At 75.0% G+C, this 16,704-nt stretch carries 12 protein-coding genes; 5 read left to right on the top strand and 7 right to left on the bottom strand.

Features of this window, described 5'->3' with window-relative positions:
• The first annotated feature begins 52 nt into the window (after positions 1-52).
• The 3 genes from ACGF5C_RS10125 to ACGF5C_RS10115 are packed head-to-tail and all read left to right on the top strand — an operon-like array spanning position 53 to position 3,812.
• Positions 53-2,458, top strand: coding sequence for a nitrate- and nitrite sensing domain-containing protein (locus tag ACGF5C_RS10125; protein WP_393299212.1), 2,406 nt, complete (start codon positions 53-55; stop codon positions 2,456-2,458).
• The gene (locus ACGF5C_RS10120; RefSeq protein WP_393299209.1) at positions 2,455-2,847 is read left to right on the top strand and encodes a roadblock/LC7 domain-containing protein; all 393 of its coding nucleotides are present in this window, start codon (positions 2,455-2,457) and stop codon (positions 2,845-2,847) included. The genes ACGF5C_RS10125 and ACGF5C_RS10120 overlap by 4 nt, the downstream gene beginning before the upstream one ends.
• Positions 2,844-3,812 (top strand): TAXI family TRAP transporter solute-binding subunit, encoded by a 969-nt coding sequence (locus ACGF5C_RS10115; RefSeq protein ID WP_393299206.1) that lies wholly within the window; start codon positions 2,844-2,846, stop codon positions 3,810-3,812. The genes ACGF5C_RS10120 and ACGF5C_RS10115 overlap by 4 nt, the downstream gene beginning before the upstream one ends.
• Before the next feature lie 10 nt (positions 3,813-3,822).
• Here ACGF5C_RS10115 and ACGF5C_RS10110 read toward each other — a convergent pair whose 3' ends face one another.
• The 6 genes from ACGF5C_RS10110 to ACGF5C_RS10085 all read right to left on the bottom strand — a co-directional run bounded on the left by ACGF5C_RS10110 (position 3,823) and on the right by ACGF5C_RS10085 (position 10,648).
• Positions 3,823-4,359 carry a hypothetical protein gene (locus tag ACGF5C_RS10110; protein WP_393299203.1) on the bottom strand — a complete coding sequence of 179 codons (537 nt, stop codon included), beginning with the start codon at positions 4,357-4,359 and terminating at the stop codon, positions 3,823-3,825.
• Positions 4,360-6,252, bottom strand: a complete 1,893-nt coding sequence (dnaG, locus tag ACGF5C_RS10105; protein WP_393299200.1) for a DNA primase — start codon at positions 6,250-6,252, stop codon at positions 4,360-4,362. It abuts the gene before it with no gap.
• Positions 6,253-6,366: 114 nt separating this feature from the next.
• On the bottom strand, positions 6,367-8,004 hold the full coding sequence (locus tag ACGF5C_RS10100) for a BCCT family transporter (protein ID WP_393299197.1): 1,638 nt from the start codon (positions 8,002-8,004) through the stop codon (positions 6,367-6,369).
• A gap of 89 nt (positions 8,005-8,093) precedes the next feature.
• Positions 8,094-8,930, bottom strand: coding sequence for a siderophore-interacting protein (locus tag ACGF5C_RS10095; protein WP_393299194.1), 837 nt, complete (start codon positions 8,928-8,930; stop codon positions 8,094-8,096).
• A 10-nt stretch (positions 8,931-8,940) separates the two neighbouring features.
• The gene (locus ACGF5C_RS10090) at positions 8,941-10,305 is read right to left on the bottom strand and encodes a deoxyguanosinetriphosphate triphosphohydrolase family protein (RefSeq protein ID WP_393299191.1); all 1,365 of its coding nucleotides are present in this window, start codon (positions 10,303-10,305) and stop codon (positions 8,941-8,943) included.
• Positions 10,295-10,648 carry a VOC family protein gene (locus ACGF5C_RS10085; RefSeq protein ID WP_393299188.1) on the bottom strand — a complete coding sequence of 118 codons (354 nt, stop codon included), beginning with the start codon at positions 10,646-10,648 and terminating at the stop codon, positions 10,295-10,297. The genes ACGF5C_RS10090 and ACGF5C_RS10085 overlap by 11 nt, the downstream gene beginning before the upstream one ends.
• A gap of 194 nt (positions 10,649-10,842) precedes the next feature.
• Here ACGF5C_RS10085 and ACGF5C_RS10080 point away from each other — a divergent pair, with 194 nt between their 5' ends.
• Positions 10,843-11,328 carry a roadblock/LC7 domain-containing protein gene (locus tag ACGF5C_RS10080; RefSeq protein WP_393299185.1) on the top strand — a complete coding sequence of 162 codons (486 nt, stop codon included), beginning with the start codon at positions 10,843-10,845 and terminating at the stop codon, positions 11,326-11,328.
• A gap of 99 nt (positions 11,329-11,427) precedes the next feature.
• On the opposite strand, the gene ppdK is transcribed toward ACGF5C_RS10080, so the two are convergent.
• Positions 11,428-14,136, bottom strand: a complete 2,709-nt coding sequence (ppdK, locus tag ACGF5C_RS10075) for a pyruvate, phosphate dikinase (RefSeq protein ID WP_393299182.1) — start codon at positions 14,134-14,136, stop codon at positions 11,428-11,430.
• A gap of 272 nt (positions 14,137-14,408) precedes the next feature.
• On the opposite strand from ppdK, the gene ACGF5C_RS10070 reads away from it, so the two are divergent.
• Entirely contained in the window at positions 14,409-16,166 is a 1,758-nt protein-coding gene (locus tag ACGF5C_RS10070) for a beta-N-acetylhexosaminidase (RefSeq protein ID WP_393299814.1), read from the top strand.
• Positions 16,167-16,704: the final 538 nt, after the last annotated feature.

Here is a 16,704-nt window from a genome sequence, read left to right as displayed (position 1 = left end):
GGGGCGTCCCGCCCGGGCCCGGCACCCTCCCGACCCACCCCGGAAGGCCCGAGTGTCGCTTCCCGACCCCGCCCGCGTGCGCCGGCACCGGCCCACCGACCACACCGACCGGCTGTGGTCGGTACGCACCCAGCTGCTCGCGCCGATCCTGGTGGCCACGGTCGGTCTTGTGGTGCTGGGGACCGCCCAGACCGCCACCGCGCTGGACGCCTCCGCCGACGCGGACCGCGCCCGGGTGCTCGCCGGCACCGCGACGGCCACCGTGCGCCTGGTGCACGAGCTGGAGCGGGAACTCGGCGAGACGGCGGCCCTGCGCCAGCGGGGCGGCTCGACCGGCCGTCCCCTCGTCGAGGCGCAGCGGCGGCGGGTCGACACCTCCGTGGAGCGTTACCGCGGCGCCAGCCGGGACGCCCGCCGGGCCGCCCCGGACCTCGGCCAGGTGCTCGACGGCGCCGACGCGCAGCTCGGCCAGCTCGCCCCGGCCCGCCAGGCCGCACTCAACGCCACCACCGCCGACCCGACCTACCTGGCGCTGGTCGAGTCGCTGCTCGCCGTCGCCGACGCGCTGCCGGCACAGGTCCGCGACCGGGACCTGGCCAACGGGGCCCGGGAGGTGGCGGCGGTGGCCGCCCAGGAACACCTCGCCGCCCTGGAACGCGACCTGCTCCGCACCGTCTTCGTGCGGGGCGCGCTGGCGGACGGGGAACTGGTCCGCCTCGGCCAGTTGCGCGGCGCGCAGGAGCAGCGCCAGGCCGAGTTCTCCCGGATCGCCGGCGGGCGGTCGGCGGACGCGTACGCCCGGCTGGTGACCGGCACCGACGTCTCCACGGCGCGGCGGATGCGGGACAGCGCGCTCAACGCGGAGACCGAACCGGGCGGGCTGCGGACCGACGGCGACGCCTGGTACGTGGCCCAGAGCGGCGCCATCCGCCGGTACAACCTGCTCGGCCGGGAGCTGTCCGAGGAACTCGACCGCCAGGCCGCCGGCCTGGCCCGGGACGCGCGGCGGCGGGCCCTGGTCACCGGCGGCGCGACCACCGCCGTCGCGCTGGCGTCGCTGACCGCCGCCGCGCTGCTCGCCGTGCGCACCAGCCGCCGGCTGCGCCGGCTGCGGGTCGCGGCGCTCACCATGGCCCACCGCGAGCTGCCGGAGCGGATCACCGCGATCGCGGCCGGCGACGGTACGCAGACCGAGGGCGCGGCCACCCGGCTCACGGCCGGCATCCGGCAGGGCCGGGACGAGGTCGCCCAGGTCGCCCAGGCGTTCGACACGGTGAACCGGGCCGCGCTGCGGCTGGCCGGCGAGCAGGCCGAGCTGCGGATGGACGTGACCCGGATGGTCGAGGCGCTGGCCCGGCGGATCCGCACCCTGATCACCCGGCAGCTGCGCCTGCTCGACGAGTTCGAACGCGAGGAGACCGACCCCGACGCCCTGGCCCGGCTCTTCGCGCTGGACCACCTCGCCGCCCGGATGCGGCGCAACGGGGAGAACCTGCTGGTCCTCGCCGGCGGCGAGCCCGGCAGAGCGCACGAGGGCGCCCACCTGCTGGCCGACGTTATCCGGGCGGCCGCCTCGGAGATCGAGGAGTATCCCCGGGTGGAGGTCGACGTGCCCACCGCCGCGGTGCACGGCGACGCCGTCGGCAACCTGGTCCACCTCCTCGCCGAGCTGCTGGAGAACGCCACCGTCTACTCGCCGCCGGACGCGCCGGTGCACGTCGACGGCCGGCGCACCGTCGACGGGCTCACGCTGCGCGTGCACGACCGGGGCATCGGGATCAGCGACGGCCGGCTCGCCGCGATCAACGAGCGGCTGCGCGTCCCCGCGATGCTCTCCAGCGCCGCCGCCGGCAGCATGGGCCTGCACGTGGTGTCCCACCTGGCGGCCCGGCACGGCGTGCGGGTGCACCTGTACGCCACCGGCGCGGGCACTGTCGCGCAGGTGGACATCCCGGAGTCGGCGCTGACCCGGGTCGAGTCGGTCGCCCCGCGGCCCGCCCCGCAACGGCGGACGCCGGAGCCCGCCGCCGCGGCCCCCTGGTTCCGGCCACCGTCCACCCGGGCCGTCCCGCCCGTGTCGACCGGCGCCCGGCCGGGCGAGTCGGGTGACCCGGCCGCCCTGCCCGACATGGCCGGCATCCACCGCGCGCCGACGGTCGCGCTCCCGGTGCTCAAGGCGCGGCCGGCCGGCCCCGCCGCCGCGCCGCCCCCGCCGCTCTCCGTCCCCGCGCCGCCCCCGCCGGGCCCGGCGCCGGCCTCCACCACCGGGGTCGGGCTGCCCCGCCGCACCCGGGGCGGCCAACTCCCGGCCGCACTGCACGACGCCCCCGCGCCGCCGCCGAAGGACGACCTGCTCGACCCCGAGCTGGTGCGCTCCCGGCTGTCCGCGCTCGCCGAGGGCGTCGCCGCCGCGACGCGACGTACCCAGCAGACGACACCCCCCAGGAGAACCCCATGACCCCATCCGCGAGCGCCGGCCTCGACTGGCTGCTGGCCAACTTCGCCGAGCAGGTGCCGGACGTGTCGCACGCCCTCGCCGTCTCCGGCGACGGGCTGCGGCTGGCGGCCTCCCCCGATCTCGCGCCGGACCAGGTGGACCAGCTCGCCGCCGTGATCAGCGGCCTGGCCAGCCTGACGGTCGGCGCCGCGCGGCTGATGTCCGCCGGCCGGGTACGCCAGCAGATCGTCGACATGGACGGCGGGGTGATGCTGGTGATGGCGGTGGGCGAGCGCGCGCTCGTCGGGGTGCTGGCCGCGCCCGGCTGCGACCTGGGCCAGATCGGCTACGAGACCGCCATGCTGGTCCAGCGGGTGGCGGAGGCGCTGGAGCCGGCGGTCCGGGCGTGACCGGACGGCCCCGACGGCTGTTGGCGGCCCTGCTGGCGGCCCTGCTCGCCGCCGGCTGCGGCACGTCCGAGGCCGGGCCGGAGCCCTGGCACGGCGGTCGCATCTTCCTCGCCACCGGTAACACCACCGGCGTCTACTATCAGCTCGGCGGCGGCTACGCGGACGTGATCAGCCGCCACCTGCCCGGCTACGAGGCCCGGGCCGAGCCGACCGGGGCGTCGGTGGAGAACATCAACCGGCTGGCCAGCGGCGACATGGAGATCGCGTTCAGCCTCGCCGACACGGCCGCGGACGCGGTGCAGGGGCGCGGGGCCTTCGAGGGCCAGCCCCAGCCCGTCCGGGCGCTGGCCCGGGTCTACAGCAACTACACCCACGTGATCGTCCGGGCCGACGCGAAGATCACCGCCCTGTCGGGGCTGCGCGGCAAGCGGGTGTCCACCGGCTCACCGAAGTCCGGCACCGACATCATCGCCGGGCGCCTGCTGGCGGCGGCCGGCCTCGACCCGGACCGGGACGTCCGCCGGGCCACGCTGTCCCTGCCGGAGACGGTCAAGCGGATGCGGGCCGGCACGCTCGACGCGATGTTCTTCTCCGGGGGCCTGCCCACGCCGGGCATCGCCGACCTGCTCTCCAGCGCCCCGGGGACGTTCGCGCTGCTGCCGATCGCCGACCTCATCGAGCCGCTCGGCGCCCGGCACGGCTCGGTCTACACCACCGCCGAGCTGCCGAAGGAGGTCTACGGCACCACGAGCGCCACGCCGACCGTCACGGTGGCGAACGTGATCCTGGTCGGCGCCGACATGCCCGACCAGTTGGCGTACGACCTGACCCGGCTGCTCTTCACCTACCAGGCCGACCTGGTCGACGTGCACCCGGAGGGCGGCAACTTCACCCGGCGGAGCGCCGCCGGCACCGACCCGATCCCGCTGCACCCCGGGGCGGCCCGCTTCTACCGGGGCGGGTGACCGGCGCCGGTCAGGCGTCCGCCGGGGTGGTGGCGGCGCGGGCGGCGGCGACGAGGCGGTCGGTCTCGGCGAGCACGTCGGGGTCGTCCGCCGGGGTGCCGGGGTCGAGGCGGACCGTCCAGGTGAGGCCGTCCACGCCCGGCGCCCGGCGCGCGGCGACCCGGCCGGCACCGCCGGGCACCGGGTGGTGCCGGGTGTACGCCACCGAGCGGGTGACCCGTTCCCGCACCTGGTGCGGCAGCTCGCCCGGGTCGAGCAGCAGGTAGGTCTCGGCCGGGCAGTCGGCCACCACCAGGTAGCCGTCGCGCTCGGCGATCCGCTCGGCCGGCGTGACGGTGAGTTCCCGGCCGGACCAGACCGCCTTGAGGATGTCGTGCCAGCCCAGCCGGTGCGCCCGGCCGGGCAGCCAGAGCCCGAGGTTGCTGGCTACCACCACGCCGTCGCCCTCGCCGTTGCCGGCCGCGGCCCAGGCGAGCACCCGCTCGTCGGGGGCCAGCGGCGGCCGGGCGGCCGGTGGCAGCTTCGGCCTGCGGCGGAACAGTCCCATCTACAGTCCTCCCGCGGCCTGCTCGCGCAATGCCCGGGCGTGCTGCTCCAGCGAGAGCAGCTCGCCGAAGGCGGCGAAGTACTCGTCCTTGTTGTTGACCGGGTTGATCCGCTGGATCCGGGACTTCAGGTCCCTGATCCGGCTGGTCACCGAGCCCCACTGCAACCGGGCGATCGTGACCGAGACGTAGCGCGGGTCGGGTTCGCCGTCGATGCGCAGCGGCTCCACGGCCAGCTCGCCGACGAGCGCCCGGGCCGCGAGGTCCTCGCAGGCGTCGCGGACGGACTCGATCCAGACCGCGCCGCCGGTCGCCGTGGCGGCCCCGCCGACGGCCGCGACGGCCGCCCGCACCGCCACGTGCACGGGGTGGCGGTACTCCGACGCCTCGACCGCGTCGAACATCGGCCCGGCCAGCACCGGCTCCTGGAGCGCGAGCTTCAGCGCCTCCCGCTCGACCATCGACTGCGGGTTGTCGACGACCGGCTCGGCCGGGGCGGGGCGGGCCGGCGGCGGGGTGTCCCGACCGGGCGGGGCGGACGCGGCGGCCAGCACGGCCCGCTGCACCGGCTCGATCTCCATGCCGAGGTCGCCGGCGAGCTTGCGGACGTACTCCGGGCGCTTCTCCCGGTCCTTGATCTTGGCCACCAGCGGCGCGGCCCGGCGCATCGCCTCCACCCGACCGTCGACGGTGTCGAGGTCGTACCGGCTGATGACGTGCCGCAGCGCGAAGTCGACCAGCGGCTCGCGGCGGGCGACCAGGTCGCGGACCGCCATGTCGCCCTTGGCCAGGCGCAGGTCGCACGGGTCCATGTTGTCGGGGCTGACCGCGATGAAGGTGCGCCCGACGAAACGCTGGTCGTCCTCGAAGGCCCGCAGCGCGGCCTTCTGGCCGGCGGCGTCCCCGTCGAAGGTGAAGATGACCTCGCCGGCTCGTTCGTCGCTGTCGAAGAGCACCCGGCGCAGCACGCCGATGTGGTCCGCGCCGAACGCCGTGCCGCAGGTCGCCACCGCCGTCGGGACGTCCGCCAGGTGACAGGCCATCACGTCGGTGTAGCCCTCGACCACGACCACCTTGCCCTGCTTGGCGATCTCCCGCTTGGCCTGGTCGATGCCGTAGAGAACGTGCGACTTCTTGTAGATCGGCGTCTCGGGGGTGTTGAGGTACTTCGGGCCGTCGTCGTCCTCGAAGAGCTTGCGGGCGCCGAAGCCGATGACGTCGCCGGTGATGTCGCGGATCGGCCACATCAGCCGCCGCCGGAACCGGTCGATCAGCGTGCCGGAGCGCGACGGCCGGGACAGCCCGCCGGTGACCAGCTCGTCGTGGGTGAAGCCCTGCTGGCGCAGGTGCTTGGTGAGCAGGTCCCACGCGTCCGGGGCGAACCCGCAGCCGTAGCGCTCGGCGGCGGCCCGGTCGAAGCCGCGCCGGGCCAGGAACTCCCGGGCCGGGCGCGCACCGGCCGTGGTGAGCTGGGCGCGGTAGAACTCCACGGCGGCGGCGTGCGCGGCGACGAGGCGCTGCCGCTGCCCCTGCTGCGGGCGCGGCCGCGGCGCGGCGGAGTCGCCCTCGACGTAGCGCAGCTGGATCCCGGCCCGGGCGGCGAGCCGCTCCACCGACTCGACGAAGCTGAGGTGCTCCGCGTCCATCAGGAACTTGATCGCGTCGCCGCCGGCGCCGCAGCCGAAGCAGTACCAGACGTTGCGGGCGGGCGAGACGTTGAACGAGGGGCTCTTCTCGTCGTGGAACGGGCACAGCCCCTTGAGGTTGCCGCCGCCGGCCGACTTCAGGGTCACCGTCTCCGAGATGACGTCGGCGATCGAGCTGCGCTCCCGGACCAGCGCGATGTCCTCGTCCCGGATCCGCCCAGCCATGTCCGCCACCCCCTCGCCGTACATCCTGCCCTGCCCGACCGGCGGCGCGCCGCCGGGGGACACCGGGCGTGGCGACCACCGCCGCCACCTCGGCGGTTCCGCCGGCGCGACCGGTCACCCCGGGGCGGGCCGCGCCGGTCACCGCGGCCGGCGCCGCAGGTAGCGCTGCACCGGCGGCGGGTTCTCCTCCTCGTACGACCGGGCGGCGCGGATCGCCGCGGCCAGGCCGTAGCGGCGGGCCCGGGGCGGCGGGTTGACCGCCGGGTCCAGGGCCATGTCCCGGACCAGCGCGACGGCCAGGCCGAGCATGACCACCACGAACGGCAGCGCGACCAGGATGGTCGCCTGTTGCAGCGCGTCCAGCCCGCCGACCAGCAGCAGCACCGCGGCCACCGCGCCGATCAGCACGCCCCAGACCACGACCAGCGCGCGGTGCGGGCGCAACGCGCCCCGGGAGGTCAGCGAGCCGAGCACCAGCGCGGCGGAGTCGGCGCCGGTGACGAAGAAGAGCGCGACCAGCACCATCGCCAGCAGGGTGGTCAGGCCCGCCAGGGGCAGGGCCTCGAGCAGGCCGAAGAGCGCCCGCTCGGTGCCCGCGCCGACGTCGGCGACCAGGTCCCGGGTGCCGGTGGCCTGCACCCGCAGGGCGCTGCCGCCCATCACCGCGAACCAGACCACGCTGGCCCCGCTGGGCACCAGCAGCACGCCGACGACGAACTGCCGGACGGTGCGGCCCCGGGATATCCGGGCGATGAAGATGCCGACGAACGGGGCCCAGGAGATCCACCACGCCCAGTAGAAGATCGTCCAGGTGCCCAGCCAGGCCGGGTCGGAGAACGCGCCGGTACGGGTGGACATGGTGATCAGGTGGCTGAGGTAGTCGCCGACCGACGCGGGCAGCACCTCCAGCGCGTAGATGGTCGGGCCGGCCACGAACACGAAGACCATCAGCGCGACGGCGAGCACCACGTTGGTGGTGGACAGCCACTTGATGCCCTTGTGCAGGCCGGAGAAGGCGGAGACGACGAAGGCCAGGGTGAGGGCGGCGATCACCACCAACTCGACGGCCGTGCTGTCCGGCACGGGGGTGACCAGGTCCAGCCCGGCGGCGACCTGGAGGGCGCCGAGGCCGAGGCTGGTGGCCGAGCCGAAGACGGTGGCGAAGACGGCCAGCAGGTCGATCGCCCGGCCCACCGGGCCGTCCACCCGCGCGCCGAGCAGCGGCTGGAAGGCCGCCGAGATGCGGTTCTCCCGCCCCTTGCGGAACGTCGAGTACGCCAGCGCGAGCGCCACCACCGCGTAGATCGCCCACGGGTGCAGCGTCCAGTGGAAGAGCGTGTACTGCATCGCCACCGACCCGGCCGCCCCGGTGTTCGGCGCGACGCCGCTGGCCGGGGGCGGCGCGGCGTAGTGCTCGATCGGCTCGGCGACGGCGTAGAAGACCAGGCCGATCCCCATGCCGGTGCTGAACATCATCGAGACCCAGGCGAGGGTGCTGAACTCCGGTTCGTCCTCGTCGGCGCCGAGCCGGATCCGGCCGAACTTCGTCGCGGCGATGACCACCGAGAGCACCAGGAAGGCGTCGGCGGCCACCACGAAGAACCAGCCGAAGGTGCTGATCACCCAGCCCAGGCCGGACTCGCCGAAGCCGGCCAGGGACCTTCGGCCCAGCACGCCCCAGGCCACCACTGCCAGCACGCCGCCGACGCTGAGCGCCAGCACCACCGGGTCGACCCGGCCCACGGCCTGCGGCCGGTCCCGCACCTGCTCGCCCATGGTCACCCCCCGCCCATCCTGCTGGGCACGGGGGCGACACACGGCGATATCGGGCGAACGCCCGCTCCCGGGGTGCCCGGGAGGGCCACTCAGGCGGGGACGGCGGCGGACTCCTCGGCCTCGACCTGGCGGTTCCAGTCGGGCTTGCTGGCGCGCCAGCCCTCGTCGTCCATGCCACGGCGCCAGTAGCCGGAGATGGAGAGCCGGTCGCGGGGGACGCCACGCTCGACGCGGAGCAGACGGCGCAGCTCCTTCACGCAGGTCGCCTCGCCGTGGACGAAGGCGTGCACCTCGCCGGGCGGGAACTCCAGGTCGCGGACCGCCGCGACCAGAGCTTCCCCGACCGGGCGCCCGCCCCGGTGCAGCCAGGTCAGGCGCACCGCGCCCGGGCTGGCCAGCCGCTGCTCCTCGGCCGGGTCGGCGACCTCGACGAACACGACGGCCGGGGCGTCGGCCGGCAGCCGCTCCAGGGCGGCGGCGATCGCGGGCAGCGCGCTCTCGTCGCCGACCAGCAGGTGCCAGTCGGCGTCCGGGCTCGGGGCGTACGCGCCGCCGGGGCCGACGAAGTGCACCGGGTCGCCGGGGCGCAGCGCGGCCGCCCACGGCCCGGCGAGCCCCTCGTCGCCGTGGTGCACGATGTCGACGGTCAGCTCCCCGGCCAGCGCGTCCCAGGCCCGCACCGTGTACGCCCGCAGCCGGGGCCACTGCTCCCTGGGCAGGTCACGGCGGATCGCGGCGAGGTTCATCGGGCTCGGGTGGTCGACCCCCGGCACCGGGAACACGATCTTGATGTAGTGGTCGGTGAACTCGCCCACCGGCAGGCCGGTCAACTCCTCCCCGCCGAGCACGAGCCGGATCAGGTGGGGGGTGGGCCGCTCGGTGCGCAGTACCCGGGCGGACGTGACCTTCTTCGGGCGCTCCGTCATGCTGGTTAGGCTAACCTAAGTACGTCGGGTCGCCCATTCCCGCCCCTCCGCCGGCCGCACCCCGAGCGCGCCCGGAGCCGGGCGCCAGCCGCGCGTGCCAGGCCACGGCCGCCGGATCGGTCAGCGAGGCGACCTGGTCGATCACCACCCGGAGCCGGGCGGCGTCGTCCGGCGCGGCCCGCCAGAGCGGGGCGAAGACCGGGTCCAGCGCGTCCGGCGCCCGGCCGGCCAGGACGTGCACCAGGTCGGCCAGCACCTCCCGCTGCCGCTGGTAGCGGCCCTCGGCGCCGGGGCGGCGCATCACGTACCGCAGTGCGATGCCCTTGAGCAGGGCGCACCGCGCCCGGATCCGCCGGGGCACCACCAGGTCGGCGGCGTACCGGCGGTGCGGGCCGGGGCCGTACCGCTCCTCGGTGGCCGCCACGACGGTCGAGACGAACCGGCCGGTCAGCACGCTGGTGGTCGCCTTGAGCGCGGCCAGCGCGCGGTGGCTGCCGTCGTAGCCGGCCAGCGGGGCGAGCACGGGGTCGTCGAGCAGTTCCCGCAGCACCTCGTCGAGGTCGGCCGGGGACTCGCCGGAGTAGGTGGCCGCGACGTCGGCGCAGAGCGCGGCCCGCTCGTCGGGGTCGTCCAGCAGGGGGCCCAGCGCGACGTACCCGCCGTGGATGCCGTCCTCGACGTCGTGCACCGAGTACGCCACGTCGTCGGCCCAGTCCATCACCTGCGCCTCCAGGCAGCGCCGCGCGCCGGTCGCGTCGCCCCCGACCGGTCGAGCGCCGCCGCCGGACGCGGGCGGGCCGGCCGGGGCGCCGGCCCGCAGCCAGGCGAAGACGGGCAGGTCGTCGGCGTACGCCCCGAACTTCCGGGTGCCCGGGCGGCGGGGCCACGGGTACTTGCTGACCGCGTCGAGCGAGGCGCGGGTGAGGTTGAGGCCGGCGGACGTGCCGTCCGGGGCGACCACCTTGGCCTCCAGCCGGGTCAGCACCCGCAGCGTCTGCGCGTTGCCCTCGAAGCCGCCGCAGCCGGCGGCCAACTCGTCCAGCGCGTCCTCGCCGTTGTGCCCGAACGGCGGGTGACCGAGGTCGTGGGCGAGCCCGGCGGTGTCCACCACGTCCGGGTCGCAGCCCAGCCGGGCGCCCATCTCCCGGGCGATCTGCGCGACCTCCAGCGAGTGGGTCAGCCGGGTCCGCAGGAAGTCGTCGGTGCCGGCCGTGTGCACCTGGGTCTTCGCGGCGAGCCGCCGGAACGCCGCCGAGTGCAGCACCCGGGCCCGGTCCCGCTCGTACGCCGACCGCCCGTACCCGGTGTCCTTCGGCGGCTCGCCGACCCGGCGGGCGGTGTCCGGGTCGTCCGGCCCCGGACGCTCAGTCCCCACGCTGCCGCAGCACGCAGAACTCGTTGCCCTCCGGGTCGGCGAGCACGGTCCACTCGACGTCGCCCTGGCCGATGTCGACGTGCCGGGCCCCCATGTCGACCAACCGCTCGACCTCGGCCTCCTGGTCGTCGGGGCGCAGGTCGATGTGCAGCCGGTTCTTGGTCTCCTTGTCGTCGGCGACGGGCACGAAGGTGATGCCCGGCAGCCGGTCGGCGGACCGGCGGATCTCCACCCCGTCCGGCTGCTCGGCCACCACCTGGTAGCCCAGTGCCTCGGCCCACCAGCGGGCGAGCCGGGCCGGGTCCCGGGCGTCGACGGTCAGGCTCTCCCAGGCGCTGCTCATGCCGATCAGGTTACGCCCGGACGGCCCGAACGGCTCGCCGCTGGCGCGTGCCGGACGGGCCCGCAACCTCCGTTCAGACGAGAGTTGTCGGCCGATCGCCGACCGTTACGGGACCTCGGTCCGGCATGGCCGGCGGTAGCGTTCCCGGAGCGGAACGTGACCAGACTGAGGGCCCGACGGTGGGAGTGACACCCGTGAACGCGGACACGATGATGGGAACGGAGTTGCAGGGGCTACGCCTACGCCGCCCCGAGGTGGCGGGCACGGTGCTGGCCGGCACCGACGGCCTGCTGATCTCCAGCGACCTGCCGGCGACGGACGCCACGCACCTGGCGGCGCTCGCGGCGGCGAGTTTCGGCCTCGGCCACCGGGTGGCCGACACCCTGCGGCACGGGGAGTTCCGGGAATCGGTGCTCCACACCGCGGCCGGCGCGGTGGTCACCTACCCGGCCGGGCGCAACGCCCTGCTGACGCTGGTCGCCGACGGCGCCGCCGACCTGGAGGCGTTGCACGCCGACGCCCGGGCGGTGGCCCGGCGCACCGGCTCGGTGCTGGACACCCGCCGGCCGGTCGGGGTGACGCCGATGCCGGAGGCGCACTCCCCGCTCACGGCCCGCACCTCCAGGGGCACCCTGCCCCGGCGCGTCACCCCCCACACCTGGCGCCGCCCGCCGATCTGAGCCACGCGGGAGTCGACCGACGATGCGGTCGCGCCCGCACGGCAGCGGCGGCGGATCCGCTCCCCCGGGTCCGCCGCCGGTCTGCCGAACGTCCCCGCGTCAGCGGCTGTCGGAGCCGTCCGTCTCCACCGCGGCGCGGCCGGCCTCCAGCCGGGCGACGGGCACCCGGAAGGGCGAGCAGGACACGTAGTCCAGGCCCACCTCGTGGAAGAAGTGCACCGAGTCCGGGTCGCCGCCGTGCTCGCCGCAGACGCCGAGCTTCAGCTCCGGCCGGGCCGCCCGGCCCTCCTCCGCAGCGATCCGGACCAGCCGGCCCACGCCGTCCCGGTCGATCGACTCGAACGGCGAGATGCCGAAGATGCCCAACTCCAGGTAGCGCCAGAAGAACGCGCCCTCCACGTCGTCCCGGGAGAAGCCCCAGCCCATCTGGGTCAGGTCGTTGGTGCCGAAGGAGAAGAACTGCGCCGCCTCGGCGATCTGGCCGGCGGTCAGCGCCGCCCGGGGCACCTCGATCATCGTGCCGATCAGCACCTCGACCGGCTGCTCCCGGGTCACCTCGGCGATGATCCGCTCGGCCTCGGCGCGGACCGTCTCCAGCTCCTGCACCGCCCCGACCAGCGGCACCATGATCTCCGGGCGCGGCGTCACGCCGCTCTTCGCGCACTCGACCGCGGCCTCCACGATCGCCCGGACCTGCATCGCGAACAGGCCGGGGATGACCAGGCCGAGGCGTACGCCGCGCAGGCCCAGCATCGGGTTCTGCTCGTGCATGCGGCGGACGGCGGCGAGCAGCGCCTCCTCCTGGGCCACGTCCTCGCCGCGCTCCTGGGCGACTGCCACGTTGACCGCGAGCTGCTCCAGCGGAGGCAGGAACTCGTGCAACGGCGGGTCGATCAGCCGGACGGTGACCGGCAGCCCGTCCATCTCCCGGAAGATCTCCACGAAGTCGGCCCGCTGCAACGGCAGCAGCGCGCCCAGCGCGGCCTCCCGCTCCTTCTCGTCGCGGGCCAGGATCAGTCGCTCGACCAGCTCGCGCCGGTCGCCGAGGAACATGTGCTCCGTGCGGCAGAGCCCGATGCCCTGCGCACCGAAGCGCCGGGCCCGGGCGGCGTCCGCGGCGGTGTCGGCGTTCGTCCGGACGGCCAGCCGGCGCGCGGCGTCGGCGTGCGACATGATCCGGTGTACGGCCTTGACCAGCGCGTCGTCGGCCTGTTCCGGGTCGAGTTCACCCTCGAAGTACTGCACCACCTCGGAGGGCATGACCGGCACCTCGCCGAGGTAGACCTTGCCGGTGGTGCCGTCGATGCTGACGACGTCGCCCTCGGTGACGGTCTGCCCGGCGACCGTGAACTTCCGCTGCGGGATGTTGATGTCCAGCTCGTCCGCGCCGGAGACGCAGGTCTTGCCCATGCCCCGGGCCACCACGGCGGCGTGGCTGGTCTTGCCGCCCCGCGAGGTGAGGATGCCCTTGGCGGCGATCATGCCGTTCAGGTCGTCGGGGTTGGTCTCCCGGCGGACCAGGATCACGTCCTCTCCCTCGGCGGCCAGCTCGACCGCGCGGGCGGAGGTGAAGACGACCTTGCCCACCGCCGCGCCCGGGGAGGCGCCGATGCCCTTGGCGACCGGCTGGAACTCGTGGTCGAGCTGGAAGCGCGGGAACATCAGCTGGGCGAGCTGCGCGCCGTTGACCCGGTGCAGCGCCTCGTCGAGGTCGATCAGGCCCTCGTCGACCAGTTGCCCGGCGATGACGAAGGCAGCCGCGGCGGTGCGCTTGCCGACCCGGGTCTGGAGCATCCAGAGCTTGCCGCGCTCGATGGTGAACTCGATGTCGCAGAGGTCCTTGTAGTGGCCCTCCAGCCGGGCCATGTAACTGAGCAGCTCGTCGTAGGACTTCTTGTCGAGCTTCTCCAGCTCCTGCAACGGCACGGTGTTGCGGATGCCGGCGACCACGTCCTCGCCCTGGGCGTTGGCCAGGTAGTCGCCGTAGATGCCCTGCGCGCCGCTGGCCGGGTCGCGGGTGAACGCGACGCCGGTGCCGGAGTCGGCGCCGAGGTTGCCGAAGACCATCGCCACCACGTTGACCGCGGTGCCGAGGTCGGCCGGGATCCGCTCCTGCCGCCGGTAGACCACCGCGCGCTCGGCGTTCCACGACTCGAAGACCGCGCGGATGGCCAGGTCGAGCTGCTCGCGAGGCTCCTGCGGGAACTCCCGGCCGGTGTGCTTGAGGAAGATCCTCTTGTACGCGTCGACCAGCCCGCGCAGGTCGTCCGCGTCGAGGTCGAGGTCGTTCCGGGTGCCCTTGGCACGCTTGGCGTCGTCCAGCGCGTGCTCGAACTCCTCGCCCGGCACCTCGCAGACGGTCTTGCCGAACATCTGGATCAGTCGGCGGTACGAGTCCCAGGCGAACCGGTCGTTCCCGTCCGCCTGGGCGCTCAGCCCGACCACGCTGCGGTCGTTGAGGCCGACGTTGAGGACGGTCTCCATCATGCCCGGCATGGAGAACTTGGCCCCGGAGCGGACGGAGACGAGCAGCGGGTCCTGCGGGTCGCCGAGGCGCTTGCCCATCGCCTGCTCCAGCGACGCCAGGTGCGCGGCGATCTGGTCGGCCAGCCCGTCGGGCTCCTCACCGGTGGCGAGGTACGCCTTGCAGGCCTCGGTGGTGATGGTGAAGCCCGGCGGGACTGGCAGGCCGAGGTTGGTCATCTCGGCCAGGTTGGCCCCCTTGCCGCCGAGCAGGTCCTTCAGGTCCTTGTTGCCCTCGGCGAAGTCGTAGACGTACTTGTGTTCCACCGTCTCTTGCGCTGCCACCAGAGCCTCCCACGCGCGCCGGTCCGACACTTAACGAAGGTTCAGTTGCTCCATACCCCGGGGCGGACCACCGGTAATCCCGATGCCATGCCGGCTGGTGGGCGAAGGCTAAGCGAACATCGGGTGACCCGGGGCCGTTCGGTGACAATAGGCACAGCCATCACGACTATCCGCGTTCGTACCGGCTTTCGGGAACGCTTCCACGCGCACGATCACGCAACTCCGGCCTCTCGCTCGTACTCTTGACGGCACGCGTTTCGGTGAACCTCACCATTGCCACAACAGCCGCGAATACACCCCCGGGAGCCATCGCCGTGCCATCCGTTCCCACCACCTCGGAGCCGCTCGACCCGTCCGCCACCGGGCCGGACGACCGGGCGCCCGGGCACCTCGACCTGCCGACCCACGCGCCCGCCGCCGCCGAGCTGGCCCGGGCGGCGGCCCGGACCGCCGGCGACCTGCTCGCCCCGCCCGCCCCGGTCCGGCTGGGCGACGTGGTGCCCGCCCCCGAGCTGGTCGCGCCCGACCCGGCCGCCGACTTCGTCCTCACCGCCGAATCGGCCGTCCGGGTGAGCGCCGACGACGCCGTCCGGGCCGTCGGCGAGCAGCTCGCCGCCCTGCTCCGGCCGGCCACCGGCTACCCGCTGCCGGTCGCCGACGCCGCCCGGCCGGTTCCGGCCGGCGGCATCGCGCTGACGCTGGTCGACGCCGACGACCTCGGCGCGGAGGGCTACCGGCTCGACGTGACACCCGACGGGGTACGCATCGAGGCCGTCACCCCGGCCGGGCTCTTCTTCGGCGCGCAGACGCTGCGGCAGCTCCTGCCGGCGGCGATCGAGAGCCCCACGCCGGTCGCCGAGCGCTGGGCGCTGCCGGGCGGCTCGATCACCGACCGCCCCCGGTTCGCCTACCGGGGGGCGATGCTCGACGTGGCCCGGCACTTCTTCGGCGTGCCGGACGTGCTCCGGGTGATCGACCACCTGGCCCGCTACAAGCTCAACCACCTGCACCTGCACCTCACCGACGACCAGGGCTGGCGGATCGCGGTCGACTCGTGGCCCCGGCTGGCCACGGTCGGCGGGGCGTTCGAGGTGGGCGACGGCCCCGGCGGGCACTACACGCGCGACGACTACCGCCGGATCGTGGCCTACGCGGCGCAGCGGCACATCACCGTGGTGCCGGAGATCGACCTGCCGGGGCACACCCACGCGGCACTGACCGCGTACGGGGAGCTGGCGCCGGACCGGGTCGCGCCGCCGCCGTACACCGGCACCGAGGTCGGCTTCAGCTACGTCGACCCGGCCAGCGAGCGGACGTACGAGTTCGTCGCCGACGTGCTCGGCGAGATCGCCGCGCTCACCCCCGGGCCATGGCTGCACATCGGCGGTGACGAGGCGTTCAAGGTGCTCCCCGACGCGTACGCCGCCTTCGTCGAGCGCGTCCAGCGGATCGTCGCCGACACCGGAAAGACGGTGGTCGGCTGGCACCAGATCGCGCCCGCCGGGCACGCCGACGGGCGGGTGCTCCAGTGGTGGGGGACGACAGGCGAGGACCCGGTCACCGCGGACGCCGTCCGCCGGGGCGCCCGGCTGATCCTCTCCCCCGGCAACCACGCCTACCTCGACATGAAGTACGCCCCCGACACCCCCATCGGGCACGACTGGGCGGGCCTGATCGACGTCCGCCGGGCGTACGACTGGGATCCCGCCGCCCACGTGGCCGGCGTCCCCGCCGACGCGGTGCTCGGGGTGGAGGCGCCGCTGTGGACCGAGTCGGTCACCTCGCGGGCCGAGGTCGAGTTCATGTTCTTCCCCCGGCTGCCCGCGATCGCCGAGCTGGGCTGGTCCCCGCGGACGGCGCACGACTGGGCCGGGTTCCGCGACCGGCTGGCCGGGCACGGCCCGCGCTGGTCCACCGCCGGCATCGCCTTCCACCCCGACCCGGAGGTGCCCTGGCCGGCGGAGCAGCCGGCTCCGGCCGCGATCCCCACCCAGCCCGGCCCCGAAGGGGCGCCCGTCCCGTCCGCCTGACGTCGCACGCCCCGGCGGGCCCGCCAACCGCATGGTGGCGGACCCGCCGGGCGCGGCGGCCCCAAGTGCGCCCGACGTCCGGCCAGGCGGCTGTCGACGACGGTTCGGCGACGCCGACGACCTGCGCCCGCGTGTGCCGTATGCCCGGTTCGCGCCGCCCGATATGCTCCCGATGTCGCCATCGCGTGCGGCCCGTCCGGTGGCCGGCACCACCCCGGCGGCGGAATCGTCGGCCGGCCGGGGTCGTTGAACATGGCATACCCGCGGCACTCCCCCGCGCCGCGGCGGCCCGAACGACCGGCGGAATGCACCGCCGGCCCGGGTCGTTGAGACACCCCGGACGCCCGAGCAGGCCCCGCCGCCGGAGCGATCCGTTCTGACATCCCCCTCTCGCGGCACGCCGTTCCCCCGTGCGCGCCGCGTACCCCCGATCGAAAGGTGCTTTCATCATGCGTACCGATCTGATCCGTAAGGCCGCCCTGACCGCTGCCGGCCTCGCCTTCACCGGCGGCGCCATCGCCGGCCCCGCCACCGCCGC

It is taken from the genome of Micromonospora sp. NPDC047620, from assembly GCF_043205005.1.
In the GTDB taxonomy this organism is placed as follows: domain Bacteria; phylum Actinomycetota; class Actinomycetes; order Mycobacteriales; family Micromonosporaceae; genus Micromonospora.
This window is presented reverse-complemented; position numbering and strand designations above follow the sequence as displayed.